Source organism: Vibrio sp. OY15 (genome assembly GCF_000742455.1).
Taxonomy (GTDB): Bacteria; Pseudomonadota; Gammaproteobacteria; order Enterobacterales; family Vibrionaceae; genus Vibrio; species Vibrio alginolyticus.
Genome location: NZ_JPIL01000009.1, coordinates 414,609 through 433,270 on the forward strand (window position 1 = coordinate 414,609; position 18,662 = coordinate 433,270).

Annotated in this window: 8 protein-coding genes and 2 pseudogenes; 7 read left to right on the plus strand and 3 right to left on the minus strand. The window is 43.5% G+C overall.

Translation table 11 applies throughout. The features are described 5' to 3' along the window. Positions 1 to 22: 22 nt before the first annotated feature. Positions 23 to 799, minus strand: a complete 777-nt coding sequence (locus IJ23_RS12360; RefSeq protein ID WP_033906396.1) for a PTS sugar transporter subunit IIA — start codon at positions 797 to 799, stop codon at positions 23 to 25. Between the two features lie 8 nt (positions 800 to 807). Then, positions 808 to 1,110 (minus strand): PTS fructose transporter subunit IIB, encoded by a 303-nt coding sequence (locus IJ23_RS12365; RefSeq protein ID WP_005463048.1) that lies wholly within the window; start codon positions 1,108 to 1,110, stop codon positions 808 to 810. Positions 1,111 to 1,377: 267 nt separating this feature from the next. Here IJ23_RS12365 and IJ23_RS12370 point away from each other — a divergent pair, with 267 nt between their 5' ends. The 6 genes and pseudogenes from IJ23_RS12370 (at position 1,378) to IJ23_RS12390 (ending at position 6,925) form a co-directional block, all read left to right on the plus strand. After that, positions 1,378 to 3,246 carry a fructose-specific PTS transporter subunit EIIC gene (locus IJ23_RS12370; protein WP_033906397.1) on the plus strand — a complete coding sequence of 623 codons (1,869 nt, stop codon included), beginning with the start codon at positions 1,378 to 1,380 and terminating at the stop codon, positions 3,244 to 3,246. 132 nt (positions 3,247 to 3,378) lie between these two features. Further along, a pseudogene (locus IJ23_RS12375) lies at positions 3,379 to 4,158 on the plus strand (IS5 family transposase). Between the two features lie 316 nt (positions 4,159 to 4,474). Beyond that, a pseudogene (locus tag IJ23_RS12380) lies at positions 4,475 to 5,125 on the plus strand (sodium:calcium antiporter); the annotation flags it as partial. Between the two features lie 221 nt (positions 5,126 to 5,346). Continuing rightward, entirely contained in the window at positions 5,347 to 5,577 is a 231-nt protein-coding gene (locus IJ23_RS25815) for a mechanosensitive ion channel domain-containing protein (protein WP_373924676.1), read from the plus strand. Positions 5,578 to 5,664: 87 nt separating this feature from the next. Then, a complete protein-coding gene (locus IJ23_RS25820) occupies positions 5,665 to 5,805 on the plus strand; it encodes a hypothetical protein (RefSeq protein WP_372061284.1) in 141 nt (46 codons plus the stop codon). Positions 5,806 to 6,349: 544 nt separating this feature from the next. Then, the gene (locus IJ23_RS12390; RefSeq protein ID WP_033906398.1) at positions 6,350 to 6,925 is read left to right on the plus strand and encodes a hypothetical protein; all 576 of its coding nucleotides are present in this window, start codon (positions 6,350 to 6,352) and stop codon (positions 6,923 to 6,925) included. Between the two features lie 311 nt (positions 6,926 to 7,236). Here IJ23_RS12390 and IJ23_RS12395 read toward each other — a convergent pair whose 3' ends face one another. Further along, on the minus strand, positions 7,237 to 8,211 hold the full coding sequence (locus IJ23_RS12395) for a peptidoglycan DD-metalloendopeptidase family protein (RefSeq protein WP_033906399.1): 975 nt from the start codon (positions 8,209 to 8,211) through the stop codon (positions 7,237 to 7,239). A 253-nt stretch (positions 8,212 to 8,464) separates the two neighbouring features. Here IJ23_RS12395 and IJ23_RS12400 point away from each other — a divergent pair, with 253 nt between their 5' ends. Next, positions 8,465 to 18,427 (plus strand): tandem large repeat, encoded by a 9,963-nt coding sequence (locus IJ23_RS12400; protein WP_033906400.1) that lies wholly within the window; start codon positions 8,465 to 8,467, stop codon positions 18,425 to 18,427. Positions 18,428 to 18,662 lie beyond the last annotated feature (235 nt).

The window sequence follows — 18,662 nt, forward strand, 5'->3', positions numbered from 1 at the left end:
AGTGCGTAAATTATAGAGAAGTTTAGGCGAGCAGCCTCGACATGGCGTACATCAGCAGCGCTTGTAAGTCGACGCTGCTTTTTGTTAGTAGTAGGCGTTCCGCTATTTGATCGGTAAGCAGATTTCGTGTGAGGTTAGTAGCCGCAATGATCTGATCTCGGGTCGGCCTTTCTGGCATCACCAGTGCTATAGTCAGATGAACATCACCCATCTTTGAAGCCCAATCCATCGACTTTTCATTTGCAATAACGGCAATGGAAATGTGGTCAACACCTGAAAACATCACATGCGGTAGAGCGATCCCCGGAGTCACGCAAGTTGATGAACGTTCTTCGCGTTTAATAAAAGCAAGAATCAGTTCGTCGGGATGAATGGGGTGGATCAGCTGAGCTAATCCTTTAAGACATTCAAACTTGGTGAGCTCGGTATGCGCTTTGGCGTAGTGCCATTTGATTTCACAAGGTGGGCAAATTTGCGGTAAACGCTCGGCCAGTTGGCTAGAAAACTCATAGTTGATATGAGATCCCACCACCGTAAAGTGTTCAGCAATCATGTCTTTGATGACGAAGCAGGCCAGCTCTGCGTCAATGCCAATCGCTGTGATTTGACACAAATCACCTTGTTGTAGACCTGCTTGCAAAATCGCCACGGACTTGGTGAGTTCCGCAACACGATTTTGCGTTACATTAATGATATGTAAGGTACTTTTGAACTTCTTTGCCACTCGATTGAGTGGCTGAGCAAGGTGCGCACTGGCATTTGCATTATCGACGAAAAAGGTGATTTGGTATTCGTTCATCTGCAAATTTAGTCGCGGCAGTGGACGAGGAATACTTTGTCGACGTTCAGCAAAACCTCTTCAATGGGGATTTGAATTTTGCGCGTCCCTTCGAATCGGCCTGGTTGTTCTATCTCAATATCCGACACGATCAAAACCCGATCCGCTTGAGCAATATCGTGAGGAGTGAGCTGATTCTCTATCCCCATCGCACCTTGCGTTTCTACTTTAATTTGCACGTTATGTTTTGGCGCAGCTTTCATGAGTGCATCTGCCGCCATATAGGTATGAGCGATGCCTGTAGGGCATGCTGTCACCGCTACGATTTTCATGTTCTATCCATTTTATTTTTTGTGGATATTAACACAGCCACCGCAGATTGAATTGATTTGAGCTGGATTAACGCAAGAGCTCTATCACAGTTTGAATCTCATGTTACATTAATCCAGTTAATGCACTTTTAGTCCTATATATCAAAGGGTAGGCACTGGTTAATCTATGCCCAAATAAAATGAGTAGGAACGCATACGAGCCAGGGGATCCTGTATCTCAAACTCACTTGGGTATATATTCGAGCGTGAATATTGGAAGGTAAAGCAATGGACATCACAAACCTAATTGAGCTGGAAACGATATGTTTAGATCTAAAAGCTCAAACCAAAGATGAAGCGCTCAAAGAGCTGGTCGATATGCTAGAGGCCGCTGGCAAGCTCAACAGTCAAAGCCAGTTCTTGGCAGATATCTGGAAACGAGAAGAGATCGGTAACACAGGATTTGATGATGGTATTGCGATCCCTCATGCCAAAAGTGATGCTGTAGCGCAACCAGCTGTCGCGGTCGGGATCAGCCGTAATGGGATTGATTATGGCGCCGAAGATGGCGAGCTGTCCGATGTGTTTTTCATGCTGGCGTCTCCAGATGGTGATGATCATCATCACATTGAAGTATTGGCACAAATTTCCACCAAACTTATCGAAGACGGCTTTGTTGAAAAGCTCAAGCTGGCTCAATCGCGAGAAGAAGCGCTTGAGATGCTGACTGATATTCAAACCCAATCCAATGAATTTCTCCCGACTTCTTTAGAATTTGCATCAGACCCCCTGAGCCCTTGGGCGCAAAAACTTGGCCGCATTAAAGAGCACCTGCTGTTTGGCACATCCCACATGATCCCGTTTATTGTTGCGGGTGGTGTGTTGTTGTCGTTGTCGGTGATGATCTCTGGACACGGTGGTGTACCACAGGAGGGCATTCTGGCCGATATTGCCCAAATGGGGATTGCTGGCCTGACATTGTTTACTGCCGTTCTTGGCGGTTACATTGCTTATTCCATTGCCGACAAGCCGGGCCTTGCGCCGGGTATGATTGGGTCTTGGATTGCGGTCAGTCATTACAATACGGGTTTTTTAGGTGCAATTGTGGTCGGCTTTTTCGCCGGCTTTGTGGTTTGGTTGCTGAAGAAAATTCAACTGCCGGACAGCATGAGTTCGCTCGGCTCGATCTTTATCTACCCACTGGTTGGTACGTTTGTTACCTGCGGCGCAGTGATGTGGGTGATTGGTGCGCCTATCGCCAGCGCAATGACGACCATGAATGATGTGCTGACGGGGATGGCGGGCTCGGGCAAAGTGATGTTGGGTACCGTACTAGGTGCAATGACCGCGTTTGATATGGGCGGTCCTATCAACAAAGTGGCGACTTTGTTTGCTCAGACACAAGTAAATACTCAACCGTGGCTAATGGGTGGTGTCGGTATTGCGATCTGTACTCCGCCGCTGGGCATGGCGTTAGCGACTTTCCTATCGCCAAGTAAATTTAAACGTGATGAACGTGAAGCTGGTAAAGCAGCGGGCATCATGGGCATAATTGGTATCAGCGAAGGAGCGATTCCGTTTGCGGCGGGCGACCCAGCTCGCGTCCTGCCTGCGATTGTTGCTGGTGGCATTGTTGGTAACGTGATTGGCTTTATGTTCCACGTAATGAACCATGCCCCTTGGGGCGGTTGGATTGTTCTCCCTGTCGTGGATGGAAAAATTGGTTACATCATCGGCACGATTACGGGCTCAGTTACCACTGCATTGATCGTGATTGCACTAAAGAAAACCGTCACCGAAGATGAAAGCTACACTGGTCATTCTCAAGTATATGGTTCCGTTCAAGGCGAAGGTGAGGCAGATGTTTTGGCGGTTACATCTTGTCCATCAGGTGTGGCACATACGTTCTTAGCGGCGAAGTCATTGGAAAAAGCGGCTTGTGCACTCGGCATTAAGATTAAAGTCGAAACTCAAGGGGCGAATGGCGTCATCAATCGAATTACCGAGAAAGACATCGAGAAAGCGAAGTTTGTGATATTTGCTCATGATGTCGCGATCAAAGAACCGGAACGTTTTCGAAAAGTAAAAGTGTTGGATGTCAGTACTAAGGATGCCTTGCTTCATCCAATTGCTTTATTGCAAAACAAGAATGAATAGCTATCTTTTAGTTAGCACTTTCTTCGTTAAATTTACTATATATTTGGTCGACTAAGTCGGTAAACTGGCTCCAATTTGGACTATCGAGCACTACCTCAGAGTAGTACGATCTTGAAACCAGTTTGGCCATGGATGACATCTCTAATCAACCGTGGTTCTCTCACTTTCTGGATTGATGAAGAAGCCATTCGCAAGTGGAAGCAGAATAAGCAAGGTAAACGTGGTAAACCTTTTTAGATCAGCGGCTTAGCCATTATCACTGTGCTTATAGTGAAACGAGTTTTCTCAATACCGTTGAGAACATTGCAAGGGTTTATCGATTCTGTTTTTTTCATTGGCTAACGTCCCTATAGCCTGTCCACATTACAGTTGTATCAGTCGAAGAGCTAAGCAAGTCGAGGTTTTATTTAAACCAAAGACTAGAGGTGTAATATATCATCTAGCCCTCGATGCGGCAGGTCTCAAGGTCTATGGTGAAGGTAAACGGAAGGTCAAGAAGCATGTAACTGGCGGGAAGTGTAGAGTCTGGAGAAAATGGCATTGAGCTATCGATACCAGCACTTACGAAATCGTTGCGGCAGAACTGATTTTATCTAATGTTACCTATGCAGAAGTCCTCCCTTACTTGCTCAAGCAAACAAGTCGTAAAATCATAGCGATATTAGGTGATGGCGCTTATGACACAGGGGATTGTCACGATGTCATACGTATCCAAGTGTAAGTGGAAAAAAACGATACGGCTACCATAAACGCTCACTATCAGAGACAGCAATGTATCGAGTGAAGAAGTTGTTAGTTGAGCGGTTAAGCCTGAGAAACTACAATGTTCAGGTTGATGAAACTTACGCCATGATTAAAGAGTTGAACAAACTTACAGGGTTTGGTATGTCTGAAACTCAGTGTGCAGTATGAGAATTGCTCAACTTCAGGCTGTTTGGTGCTCTGACCGAATTACGAAACAAAGACCCGTTTGGTTCTAAAAGCACTCGTCTGGACTACCGATGTGAAGAATATGAAGAGTTAGCTAAAACAGAATCAAATAAATTTGGCAGAGGAGAGAAAATGAATCGAGATATAGGTTTATAGGTTTCGCCTAGCTATTTAACAAAGTATTTAAGATTGATTCGAAACACGTGGTATTACCAGTTCAAATTGAGTTTAGTGTTTACGGTGCAATGAATTTGTTCTGATCCATTGATACTGAATACTCTCGTAAGGGACTTTTTCCATACTTTTAGTCATTACGCTTGACGTTGGTGCAATGCTATGGAATCACCATATCAGCACGTTAGAAGCCTGGACTTTGATTGGTGGATTCATGCTTTTGATTGGTTGGTCAATCTGGAGCGCACTACGCTCAAAGGGAGACTACTTAGAGCAAGAGGCGGGCTACGAACTGTCTAGCCAACGTATGTCACAGAAGTCTTCCATTTTCTGGCTGTTTACAGGGTTAGTGTTACTGATTATCAGCTCGCGCATTTTGGTGTGGGGAGCTGTGGAAATCGCACAACAACTCGGTGTCAGCGATTTATTGATTGGCCTAACTATTGTGGCTTTAGGAACGTCATTACCCGAATTAGCGGCATCTATAGTGGCGGCTCGTAAAGGCGAGCATGATATAGCTGTGGGTAATGTGGTAGGCTCAAATATGTTTAACTCCTTAGCAGTCATCGGTATTGCGGGCACCATTGCACCTATTGCCAATATTGGTGCTGAAGTCTTCTGGCGTGACTGGACATCGATGCTTTTTGTCACGGGATTACTGCGGTTGACCGCCGCTCGTTTTGGCAAATCACAGACGATTTCTCGCAGTGAAGGCGTTGTTCTGTTGGTGTGTTATTTGGGATACAACAGTTCTCTAATCTATGGAGCGCTTTAATACATAAATATTGAACAGTGAACTTATTGAGTCACGCAGTAAGATGGAACACATTACGGTTTTTTATGATACGCGTTAGGCACTCGTTGTGCTGATCTTGCAAAATACGCTCTTGACAATTTTATCTTGGCTTATGTGGTATCCAAGCTCGTCAACCTCGGGATATTCAAAAAGACAGACAAAGTCAGTGGTGGAGATGAAATTATCGCTCGCTGTCTCAAGTGGCTTCTTATGCGGTTTGTTTAGTCGCACTTGTAGATGTTGCCAGTTTGATAGCTTTAGTGGGTGCAGCGGGTTTAGCGATTGGTTTAGCTCTGAAAGGCACCCTGAGCAACACTGCCGCAGGTATCATGATTTTATTTCTGAAGCCGAACAAAAAAGGTGGGTTTGTTGAATTCGGAAGCTGCTCAGGTAGCTTGGTTGATATTGGTTTATTCACTCCCGTGTTTTAGACGGCAGATGGCCTTTACATTTCTAGTTAGAACAGTGTTATTTGGAGCTCAACTGTTTGTAATTTTAGTCATAGCAACAAACGTCGTATGTATATCATGGTTGGTATCTCTTACCAATATTTAGTCGAGGTCGGGTTGAACGTACTTAAAGAACTGGCGTTATCCCAAGCGCATATTCTTAAAGATCCTGAGTCTCAAGTAATTGTTCGCATGCTGGCTGATAGTTAGATTGGCCTCCAGCTTTGCGTCTGACGTCCAACGGATAAATACTGAGAAACCTATTGGTCGGTGCAGAAGCAAGTGAAGCTAAATATCAATACGGCTGGGTTAGCTATATTCCTTTTCCCGCAGAGAAATCTTTACATGAAGTGGTTGTACAGTAATACTGAAGGTAACTTTCTTACCTATGGTTTTTTAGTAAACTGTCGGGTTCACAAAAATATCAACTTATGGTTCCTTTAAGTGATATCAACAAATGGTTGCTTTTTGAGTAAGCTATTGAAGTGAAAGAAATCGTAGATATCACTTTATGGTTGTTTCGATAGGAGGTTCGAATCATTATGAGCCGTAAGTAGCGCTCTTTTTGTCTCAGTTTTCTTAGCGGCGATGTATTCGTGTATACATGCAACGGTTTTTAGAGATAGGTTGGAATATTAGTCGAAATTTGAAACTGTAAACGCGTTTTTGGGACTAGAATTAAGTATCATGAAGATAATATTTGTCATTATCTTCAAATTCTTGTGAAGAAAGAACCAGTTTGGAAACTAGCTTAATGAGTATATATCAGGTAAGAAACCTCAATCGTTACTTTAAAGTTCTTGAGCATGATCCGTATCAGAGGGCCATAGATGCGGGCGATGATGATCTGTTGAATAGGCTTTTCAATGAGCCAGTAAGAGCAGAGGGCTTGTCTGATGTTTGGGTAGAAGAGAGTGTTCAATTTACGGCTCACTACAAGACATCGGTAAAAACCCCTGACATATCTGTTTGGGGAACGTGTTTAGTGCTGACGCTGCGAGCGGCTGAAGTGCTTAAACCATACATTGAAACAGATGGTGAGTTTTTACCTATAGTGATTGATGGTGAGAAGTTTCAGGTTTTCAATGTCATGAGCTTTGGAGAAGAAGACCAGGAAAATACGAAACACGAATATATTGATGAGCATCCGGTTGGCTTGACGTCGCTTAAGTTCATCGAGTTGAGCGTTGCAGATAAGTATGTTTTTAAGTCGTTGATGCAAGGGTGTAACTTGCTGTATTGCGATGATAAGCTAAAGAACTTGTGTAATGAACATGACCTGCGTGGTGTCGAATTCGATCTCGATCTACTAGATGTGTTCGACTACTAGTATACTAGTAAGCCGTTTCATTTTTATTGTCTCGTAGTTACCAATTGATTTTTTCTGTGACTACTTAGTAATACTAGTTATGAGTTTCTTTTATGTAATAACGTTTATTGTTGAATTTCTGAGTTTGAAACGTGATGTCACAAAGTATCAATTCATGGGTATGTAAATAAAGATTAGAATCATTAAGAGCCGCATGTAGCGGCTCTTTTTGATCATGAAATTGGTTAGTGGCGACAGACTACGAAGCGCTCAGAGGGTTACGAGGACTCGCTTCAGATAAATGAAGAAAGAGCGAATCGAAGTGGATGTTGTTACCTATTTGACTGCTCATACCGTTGCCATTCCGCTGTTAACTCTGCTTTTTCTTTTCTCGCTGCAATCAGCATTTCTATATTTACGTCAGTGTTTGGGTGCCTTTGAATGTATTGCTCGTAATCAACAGGAACACCATTGATGTGCAGTTCAAGATGTAAATGCGGCCCTGTTGTTCTTCCTGTGTTACCCGTTTTCCCTATCACTTGTCCTCGGCTGATCTTCTCACCAACATGGACGTTGCGCTGAGATAAGTGTAGGTAGCGTGATACAGAGCCATTTGTGTGGCGGATATTAATATAGTTGCCCGCAAAACGGTTGTAGCGGGACTTTAAAACGATGCCATCAGCAATACTACGAATCGGTGTACCTACAGGTGTGGCATAATCAGTGCCTAAGTGCGGAGTCGTTATATTGGTCACTGGATGTGTTCGCTTTAAGTCATAGTCAGAGCTCACTCTGTAGTTTTTATCAAAGGGTGAAGAAAACATGAACTGATTATTTATCGACACACCATGCTCATCAAATACGTTACCGTGACCATCATTGATAATAAATAAATCAGTTTTACTGCCTAAATAGTAAAAAGAACTAATGTAAGTTTCATTTTTACTATTTAATTTAGTTCTTAAGATAAAGTTATCACCTCTTTTAATAGAGTCAATAATATTAAACTTGCTTTTGATAAGTGCTAATAGCAAGTTGATCTCTTTTTGACTCACTCCTGATTTTAATAATGAAGCGACAAAAGAGTATTCAACAACACCGATAGTGATTTTTTGCCTACGAGTCTTCTTTTTAATTGATGGCTGCACATTCTCACTTGCGAATTCTAAAGGCTTGATGGTAGGTAGCCTATCCACAGGAGTGAGGAAGTAGTGAGAAAGCGATACGCTAATCAATATGATTAACGCAGTAGTGATAAGGGCTACGGTAGGAGCTTGCACACTCCTTTTTATTATTAAAATAGTCATTAGTTTTGTTGGTTTATCAATACTGACAGTTGTGCGTAGAGTATAATATTTTAAATAAAAACTAGCATTAAAGCATGAGTGATTCCTCTGTTTTAACTAAGTTAATGATTATAGGATGTAAAAATAATTTTAATAATTCAGTCAAAGTGACGGTTGGCTTGGTGTTTATGCCTATTTTGTTGGTGTTAATGTCACGTTGAGAAAATATTTTTCAATAATATAATCTCGGGAAAATATATTTTGCCAAATTACTATGTTCGCTAAAAATACGCTGAAATTAACATTAGGTCTTACGCTTACATCTCTTTTATTGAGTGCATGTGGTGGTGGTGATGGAGGAGACAACACACCTCCAGCTAGAAGCAAAGGAAGCATTTCCGGTATGGTGTTTGACGCCCCAGTCAATGGCGCCAAGATTGAGGTTTTCGAGTTCAAAAATGGAAACTTAGGTCGGAAGTTGGCTAACACGACGTCTGATGCCTTCGGAAACTATCTGCTAGAGTTTGAATCGTCGTCAATGCCTCTTTTTGTTGTTGCAAAAGAGGGGAGTTATACCGATCCGTTTACAAATGAAACGGTATCTGTGAGTAATGCGAAGACACTTAAATTTGAAGGTGTTGTGAACTTTAAAGAGGGGAGTGAGCAAAAGTTAATGCTTACTCCGCTGTCGAACTTGGCAGCAGGCTTGGCAAAGTACAAAATTTCTCAGGGGGCCACAGATGAAAGTGCCTTTTCAACCGCTTTGGATAGTATCAATAGCATGTATGGGTTTGACGTAAATGAGACCAAACCTATTGATATTACCAAAGGTGGGCAAAGCAGCTTTGCTAGTGTAGGGCATCAATACGGTGCTTTATTAACAGCATACTCGTCTTACTCTTACGATCTTATAAAAAAATACGGCAACAGCGATAACGTCTACACTTCGATGCACTTCGCTGACATCCAATATCGGGATGTTATTGCAGATGGTGTTCTTGATGGTCTTGAAGTGAGCAAGACTTCAGGAGCAGTGACTCCCCTTAGCTTTGGACAGAAAAAGATAAACAGCGACGTTTACACACGTGACTTATCTCAGCACGTTTTGATCGTGGTAAACGACCCAAGTATCAATATTTCAGGTACTGATGCTGCCGACTATGTCGACTTTAGTAAGAAGCTTAATGACTTAGGTACATATGGCAGTACAGATGGCGTCATTCCACCGCGAGATGGGACGGAGATTGATACCACAGCGCCTATCGTGACACGCATTGACCGTGATGTACTGGCAGGCACCGATAAAGTTGACCTAAAAATTGTTGATGATATCGGTGTAGAAGACGTATCCGCCTTTATTCAGTATCAGATTAATGGCTCTTGGTCTGGTGAATTTCAATGTAACGACATACAAGATTTTGGAAGCACATTCTGTTCGGTTGAATTTGATGATTTTGAAGTTGGCCTTCGAGAGACCAACGTTAAAGTTAACATTAATACCAAAGAGATCGATAGTGTAGATATGAACCCTGCCACAGGGCTCTCAAACGTAACAGCAGCACGGTTAGTCTTATATACAGCGGATGTACTGGGTAATGAGTTAATTCCAGGCAGCCATTCGGGTCTTCATATCAACTTTGAATGGGATAACGATGCGCCTGTTATCGATATTACATCGGCGAGTGCAATTAATAACCAACTTAAAGAATACGTTCTGAAAGGGGTTGTAAAAGAAAGCTCGCAAGAGATTAGTTCGGTCAGTATTTCATTTAAAGATGGCTTACATGAGGGCGTCACATGTTCTCCTGTCACTGTAGAGTCTGGAAATGCTTGTGAGTTTAGTAAGGCTTACCCAACTGATGAATTCCTATCTACGACGGTCTTTGAGGTTCGAGCGAAGGATAGCAAAGGCAATACGGGCTCTGCGCAGCATGCAGTAAGTCGTGACGATCAAGCGCCAGCACAGACGATAACCTATCCTGAAGGTACCTCAATGACGTACGTAAATGTGGGTTTAGATGGTGAACGAACCACTTACGATGGTATCTACTCTCAAGATACGTACACCCCAGACAATGTTCAAGCAAGCCGCGATTTCCTGAAGATTGATTATGCGTACGCAAGTTTAGGGATTCAGAACTCATTAAAAGGGATAGATTTTAGTAACTTCAACGCTAATTTATTGAAAGAGAATAAAATCCCTTATGTTCGTGTGAAAGTTTCAGACGTAAACACCGATACGGTTTTAGGCTCCAACGCTAATAAGCTTAAGCTCGTCGTCAAGTACTACGTAAGCCAAAACAACGATAACAACTACTCACTTCAGCAAGTTATTGACACAACCGCATCCGATGACGATTACATCGCAAAAATTCCGCACGAAACGCTGTTAGATAGCAATGGGCGAGTAGAGGATGTCATCTATTACATTCCTTTTGTAAGAGATATTTTGGGTGACAGCTTTAAATCGGTATCAGAAAACAGTAGTCAAAAGTTAGTCATTCAAACCATCGATGAGTCTGATAACGAAAGCACTCCAAGAGAAGTATATTTTAGAAGTAGCTTTGACCTACCAACCATAAAAGTGGTGACACCATTTATTGGTGCGCGAGCTCAACTTGAAGGGTTGAGCCCAAGTGGTGAATTCACTTCACTTGCAAGTTGTACCACTATCCAGCAACTGGAAAGTGACCAGTCCATGGCTCTTGACGTAGCGAGTTGTGAAACCACAACTGACGTAGTGAATTATGATTTCATGCGTGTTCGTTTAATTGGTATCGAAGGCAGTGAGCCATACTATTACCAATGGAAAAGAGATCCAGGGACCAAGAAAGTAACGGTTGACTTAAACAAGGCCAATATTGGTGTGTATTTTAAGCTCAAAGGTTCTCAAACTTACTATATTACTGAACTATCGACATATCAGACTGGTTTGTTTGATTTCCAGTGGGATCAAGTGACAGCGGGAGAGAAAACTTCAGAACGTGCGATTCAAATTCTTGATGAGGTGCGCTACGCGTTATCAGGTACGAATAACAACTCATTCTTTGGGTTTGACCCAACGGTTGTGTCTTATGCAACCAATGAAATGTTTACGACTAAAGCGATTCCAGACAAGCCATCAAATGACTATCTACACCGATTCCTTGTTGAAGCAATTGATAGTATTGCCGAGAGAATGCCAAGAAATAACTCATTAGATTTTGCATCTGCTATTTACGATGATTTTAGCTACGATGGAAAAGCAAATGGTGTAGGGGCAGGAGGAAGTCAAGTTACGCTCGATTCTTACACGTTTGGCGCTGAAACTTACCGAAAAGACCTGGCGCAATCGTATTATGAAATCATGGCGAGCAAATACGGTATTGAGACCAATATCGCGCAGCTCTATGCTGATGATATTTCGATGGCTAATCCTGACTTAAATGGTAAGAACATTTTTGATACAGAGGGTAGCAGTATCGATACCTTGCCTCCGCAGCCAAAATTAACCATTGAAAGCGGTAGAGAGACGATGGTTGGTAATAGGCTTTATATCGCTGGCGAGGTTGTTTCTAAAATTGTCCTAGACGATCCTTCTGGTATTGTAGGAACCGACGCTCACGGCCCGAAGTTTAGCACGATGTGGTATCAAGCCAATGAGCCAAATATTGAAATACCACTGGACATCAACATCGTAGAAAACTCAGACAGCAGCAATGCTTATCGAAAAGAGTACTTCTTCACCCTTAACTCCCAGTCTAGTGAACTAAAAGATATTATAGAGTTTGCCGTGGAGACCAGTGCTATGGACCCACATGGCAATGCGTATGGTTACAATGGTAAATCTCCGTTTATAGAATCGGTGTTTATTGATAACGACTTCCCTAAGGCCAGTTACCTTCCACCCAATGATGTCGATGGTAAACCTGTAGAAAACGGTATTTATTTAAATGCGAACAATACTCATGAATTAACCTTCAAGGTTGAGGATATTGTTGGTGATAAGCTTGCCTCGAGGGGCCTTGTTTTCTACCAGCAAACCGGTGAAAAAGTAACATACACACCAGAAAACTTTGCAAGTAACTCGAAAGACGCGTTTAAAGTCAAACTATGTACGGGCGAGATATGTTCAAATCAAGGCTCTACGATTTATCCTGGTGATGGAGATTGGTTAGTTGTTGCAGCAGCAGAGGACAACTTAGGTAACTCCGTTTCAGAGTTAACTAGCACCGCTCCGAGATTCAATATTCGTATCGACTCTGAAGCCCCTATTGTAAAAAGTGAGCAGGTTCAAAGCCGTTTAGGTGGTAATAACCAATGGACACCTGTCATTGATTGGGGGACGTTAAGCTCTGGCAATAACGTAAAAATAGATTTGCGCCGCGGATCTGGTCAGGCTCTGACATTAGAAAGCTGTGACCCTCTAACAGAGGCGTGTGACGTACCATACCTAGTTGGTGAACAGCCTGACGTCAAAGTCCAACTGGTTTCAAAAGCATTTGATTACGATGAATGGAATGAATTTTACGTCACTGCGACGGACAACGCTTACCCTGCCAATGTTAGTACAACAGGGAAATTTACCTTCCAAGTCGATAACAAAGGCCCTGAAATCATCCTAAATACGCCTTGGGTTGAAGACACATTGTCCAAAGAGAACTATGTTATAGGGCGTGAGTTCAACGTGCGATTTAAATCCGTAATAGACGATTCAGACCTTGAGCAAGTCTCGCTGTATCAAAGTGGTAAAGATTCGCCAATTAAGACAATTGTGCCAACGGATTCATCTAAAGAGTTTGTCATGTCTCTTATCAAGAGTGACACAGATAAAATAGACATTTCTGAAGATGAAAAAACAACGTCATTGTATGTAAAAGCAACCGATATTTATGGTTTTGAGTCTAGTTCTAACACGCACAAGGTTATTCTTGATCGTGATGGGCCAACATTAGGCTTAAGTGGTTTCAATGCGAATGACTACTACTTAGGTAACTATGTCTTTGACCTAACGGCGCTAGACCTAAATGCAAACGGTGATGTTTCAATTAATGGCGTAAATCGAGAAAGCCTAGAGTATTGGACGTTTAGCGATCTGGAACCATTACCTGGCTCTCCCGGTACAAAAATCAATGAGGATCTCAAAGTGAGCCTTGGTGATTTAGGTACGGGTACACACAAGGTTCGTTTAAAAGGGTCTGATGTTCGTGGCAACACAACCTTAACCAGTGATGAGCAAGATTTTACCGTCAAAGTGTACAACTCAATCCCGCAGGTGACGCTGGCGATGAGTTACACGGATGGAACGCCAATTACAAACAACACCATCTATCAAGATGGAAATATCGTACTGACGCTTGATATTGTTGATGATAGTGGCGTTGATCGAATTGACTCAACTTATAGATTCTCTGGAGAGCAAAACGGGACTAACTTTACGTTCTCAGAAACCGCAGATGGCACTTGGACTGCAACGTTGCTTTCTACACAAATTGCCAAAGATGGTAATTATGAACTTGATATCAAAGTTTATAACAAAGTTCGTTACCTTGATGAAAAAGACCGAAAGGTTGGAAAAGTAAACCAAACCTTTAGCGTACAGCGTGAAGGCGTGGTTCTAACAGTTGAAAGCCCGCTGGACTTCCAAAATTACTTATCTGATGGTGTTCTTGATGTCACCTTTACTACATTGAGTGCGGTCAAAGCCAAAACGTTAGAGTGTTGGGTTCGTGAAGAATACAACTCTCTAGATGCGCCACCAACTAATGGGCAACCAACTTCTGGTGTTATCAACGTATCGCAAGAACCTTACAGTTGTAGTGTCAATGTTGGGCAAAACATGACCAAAGCACCTGTTACTTTGATCACTAAAACCTTGGGTACAAATGGGCGTGAAACGATCAACAAGTTCAATTTCTCGATGGTGGATATTGATGCACCGACAGTCGTGGATGGTAACTCATACAGTTTTAAAGGAAGTGATGTTTGGTTTGATGAAGCTTTGAAGAAGAAGATGCTCACATTTGAGCTCTCTTTTAATGATGCTTTATCAGGCGTGAATACCGAAAGTTCAGATGAATATCCAAAGTTGGTTCGTAATCTTGGCAACAAAGCTTATACACCAACGACTTGTGCCAAAGGTGTTGGAAATATCAAGTGTACGTATTCTGAATCGTATGCCGATATTATTGATGGCCTGAGTACAACTCAAGAATACAAAATCAAGAACTTATCTGATTTAGCAGGAAACTTGACGCCAGAGCACGATCTAATGCTTGAATTACCTAAAGGTTCGGTAGTCGTTGAAATTACTGATCCGGTCGGAAACACAACCATTAATGGTCAGCAGCTTGTCGCCAAATTCAGAATTAAGCTGTATGAAAACTCTAGACTAGACAATGTGATGGCCAGGTTTGGAACGGAATCCTACAACTATAAAGATAATCCGGAGAAGTTTGCACAATTAGAGGTGTGTGCAGATGACCCAACCTACAAGTGTTCAACATTTACAAGTGAACTTCCTAGCGATGCGGATGGAAAAACGATCAGGACAACGATTACCGCAACGGATGTGTGGTCGAGAGTCGGTGAAGCGACCGTTGATATTAAAGTTGACAACACACCTCCAAGTGTTGGCGATGAGATTATCGTAACCGAATCGCCAACAAATCCTGATAATGTTCGTTTTCGTTTTGACATAACGGACACTGGTAGCAGCCTGGCAACAGTAAACTACTCGGTTTTAAACCCGAGTTATCAAGAAGAAAGAGTAGAGGATGGGAATGGTTCATCTACGTACTTTGAACTACCGAAATCTCAGTTAGAGGGGCGTGGTTCAATCACAGTAGACATCAAAGCGACAGATAGCGTCGGACTGTATTCTGATATCAGAAAAGTCATTGATATTAGTGTTCCTAAAGTCACAGTTGATTTCGATGGAATTACGAGTTTGCAGGGTGGGAAACTGTTCTTAACCAAGGCAAGCCAGCCGTTTACGGTATCTACGGTGGAAGGAGAAAGAGTGAAAGCTTCACAATATTCTGTGGAGCTTATTCCAAGCCTCGGTGATTCCTTGCGTTACTCAGGTGATGTTATCTCATCTAGTGGTAATGGAATGATGAACTTTGCCGTCGATAACCAAGGGTCATATACCCTTAAGGTGACGGTGACGGACTCAGTTGGAAGAGAGAATACAAGCTTTGAATTACTAGGCAAAAGTTATGATGGAAAGGTTATCGAATCTATTGTTGATTATGACGCTCCAAGTATTTCGGGCTTAAGTGCTAATCAAACCTCTAAGGTGCCGACAAACGATAAGTATCAACTAGAAATTAGTGCATACATTACAGATAAAAATTTAAATCTCGTCACGTCAAAAGCGGTGAGTGGTGGTAGCACAGTAGCTCCTCAAGCGATTACTGAGCCGACAACCGAAGCGGGGCCTTATGTCATAAGCTATTTGTTACCGAAAGGCGATCATACGATCACGGTGGCAGCAACAGACAAGGTGGATAACAAGAGTGAAAGTTCTATTGACGCGCATGTGGAAGCGGCAACCGTTCCCGGGCTAAGTATCTCTACCGCCTCAAGCGCCCCTCTTTTTGGAGGCGAAGAGATTACGCTTGCGTTTAACTTTACAGAAGAAGTTACGAACTTTGATATCTCAGATGTCCATCTTGTCGCTAGTGATAGCGGTGTAACAGGAACGTTAAAACAAGATACTTGGTCGACTTCAGACAATATTACGTGGACGGTTAATTACATCAGTCCAGAAAAGCAAGATAAAAACATAACAATACAGGTAGAGGATGATAGCTACCAAAGTACCAACACCATTCCTGGAAAAGGAAGCAGTTTAAGTATCGCGGTTGAAGGAACCTTACCAAAACTGACCAATGTGACATTTAACCCCGAGCATCAGAGCGTGGGGCAAAGCGTGAGTGTCTCGCTTGAGTTTGATAAAGAGCTCCAAGAGGCGACCGCTACGCTTGGCGGCAATCGCATTAGTTCTCTATCAGCAACGGCAGATAAAAAGGTCTGGATTGGTGATGTACAAGTTCCGAGCACCGCGCTGTTAAGTGTCGACTTGGTTGTTAGTCAATTTAAAGATTTGACTGGCAACATAGGTGAGGATAATACTGCTCACGAATTACCGATCACGCCGACCTTAGCCATCACGCCAGTGGGCAATGTGGATGAAACGCATGCCGCCACGCTACAATTCGAAGGTACGTCAACTCGTTTTGATGGTCAGTCCCTGCGTCTTGAAGTGAAAGCCCAAGGCAGCGCGACGGTACTAAAAAGCGGCAGCGCGACAGTACAAGCCGGTGGCACTTGGATCAGTGACGCAATGGACATGAGTCACCAAACCAATGGTACTTATACTGTGATGGTGACGGGGACGAACTCAGCGGGCATTGAAGTGAGTGAAAGCCAGAGCTTTACACTGGCGCAGTCTCTGCCAACGCTGACTAACGCGACGTTTACGCCTGAGCACCAAGCCATCGGCCAAAGCGTGACGGTGACGCTGGAATTCGATAAAGATCTGCAATCCGCCGCAGCAGAGTTAGGTGGTACGACGATCACTTCATTAGTGGCAACCGCGGACCCAAGTGTTTGGACTGGTGATGTGGTGGTACCAAGCACGTCAGAGCTGAATGTGGCGTTGCTTGTTCGTGACTACCAAGACTTATCAGGAAATACCGGTAGCCAGAACACGGCTTACTCCATGCCGATCACGCCAACTTTAGTTATTACGCCAGTGGGTAATGTGGATGAAACGCAAGCCGCCACGCTACAATTCGAAGGTACGTCGACACGTTTTGACGGTCAGTCCTTGCGTCTTGAAGTGAAAGCTCAAGGCAGCGTGACGGTATTGAAAAGCAGCAGTGCAACAGTACAAGCCGGTGGCACTTGGATCAGTGACGCAATGGACATGAGTCACCAAACCAATGGCACTTATACCGTGATGGTGACGGGGACGAACTCAGCGGGCATTGAAGTGAGTGAAAGCCAGAGCTTTACACTAGCGCAGTCTCTGCCAACGCTGACTAACGTGACGTTTACGCCTGAGCACCAAGCCATCGGCCAAAGCGTGACGGTAACGCTAGAATTCGATAAAGATCTGCAGTCTGCAGCGGCGGAGTTAGGTGGTACAACGATCACTTCATTAATGGCAACCGCGGACCCAAGTGTTTGGACTGGTGATGTGGTGGTACCAAGCACGTCAGAGCTCAATGTGGCGTTACTAGTTCGTGACTACCAAGACTTATCAGGAAACACCGGTAGCCAGAGCACGGCTTACTCCATGCCGATCACGCCGACCTTAGCCATCACGCCAGTGGGCAATGTGGATGAAACGCATGCCGCCACGCTACAATTCGAAGGCACGTCGACACGCTTTGATGGTCAGTCCCTGCGTCTTGAAGTGAAAGGCCAAGGCAGCGCGACGGTACTAAAAAGCAGCAGTGCAACGGTACAAGCTGGTGGCACTTGGATCAGTGACGCAATGGATATGAGTCACCAAACCAATGGCACTTATACCGTGATGGTGACGGGGACGAACTCAGCGGGCATTGAAGTGAGTGAAAGCCAGAGCTTTACACTGGCGCAGTCTCTGCCAACGCTGACTAACGTGACGTTTACGCCTGAGCACCAAGCCATCGGCCAAAGCGTGACGGTAACGCTAGAGTTCGATAAAGATCTGCAGTCCGCCGCGGCGGAGTTAGGTGGTACCACGATCACTTCATTAATGGCAACCGCAGACCCAAGTGTTTGGACTGGTGATGTGGTGATACCAAGTACGTCGGAGCTCAATGTGGCGTTGCTTGTTCGTGACTACCAAGACTTATCAGGGAATACCGGTAGCCAGAGCACGGCTTACTCCATGCCAATTACACCGACAATACACCTAGACGTTATCAACGATGTTACTGGAGTGGAAAGCATGACAGTAAGTGGTAGCAGTGAACGGTTTGAAGATGGTGAGTTCATAGATATTAAAGCAGTCGACGCTGATGGTACAGAAGCCACAGGTATGGCTACCGTGCTTTCAGACTCATGGACGACTGATTTAGATCTTTCAGGACTGAAGGAGGGGGTAGTGACGATTTATGTAAATGGTACCAACAAGCTTTCCGCCTCTGCCGAAGAGGCTCAAGCAACATTTAACTATGATCGTTTCGCAAGTACAGCCTCCTTAGGTGCTGTTTACAACCGATATTTTAGTGAGAACAAAACTTTAAAAAATGCGGCATAAATAAAGCGAGCGTTTAGCTCGCTTTATTTCTTTGGGACTTTTTGTGATATTTATCAAAATAATTGCCTTTATTGATAAGTTACTCGAATTAATGAATCGTCTTAATACAAGGCTGAATAACTATAATAACTAGGCCAATGTTGCTTTTAGGTGTGTATGACGTGATTGTGATGGTCGCTCGGCAGGTGCTGTGGTGAATGTGTCGCGTTGAAAATCTTTTTAAATATTATATATT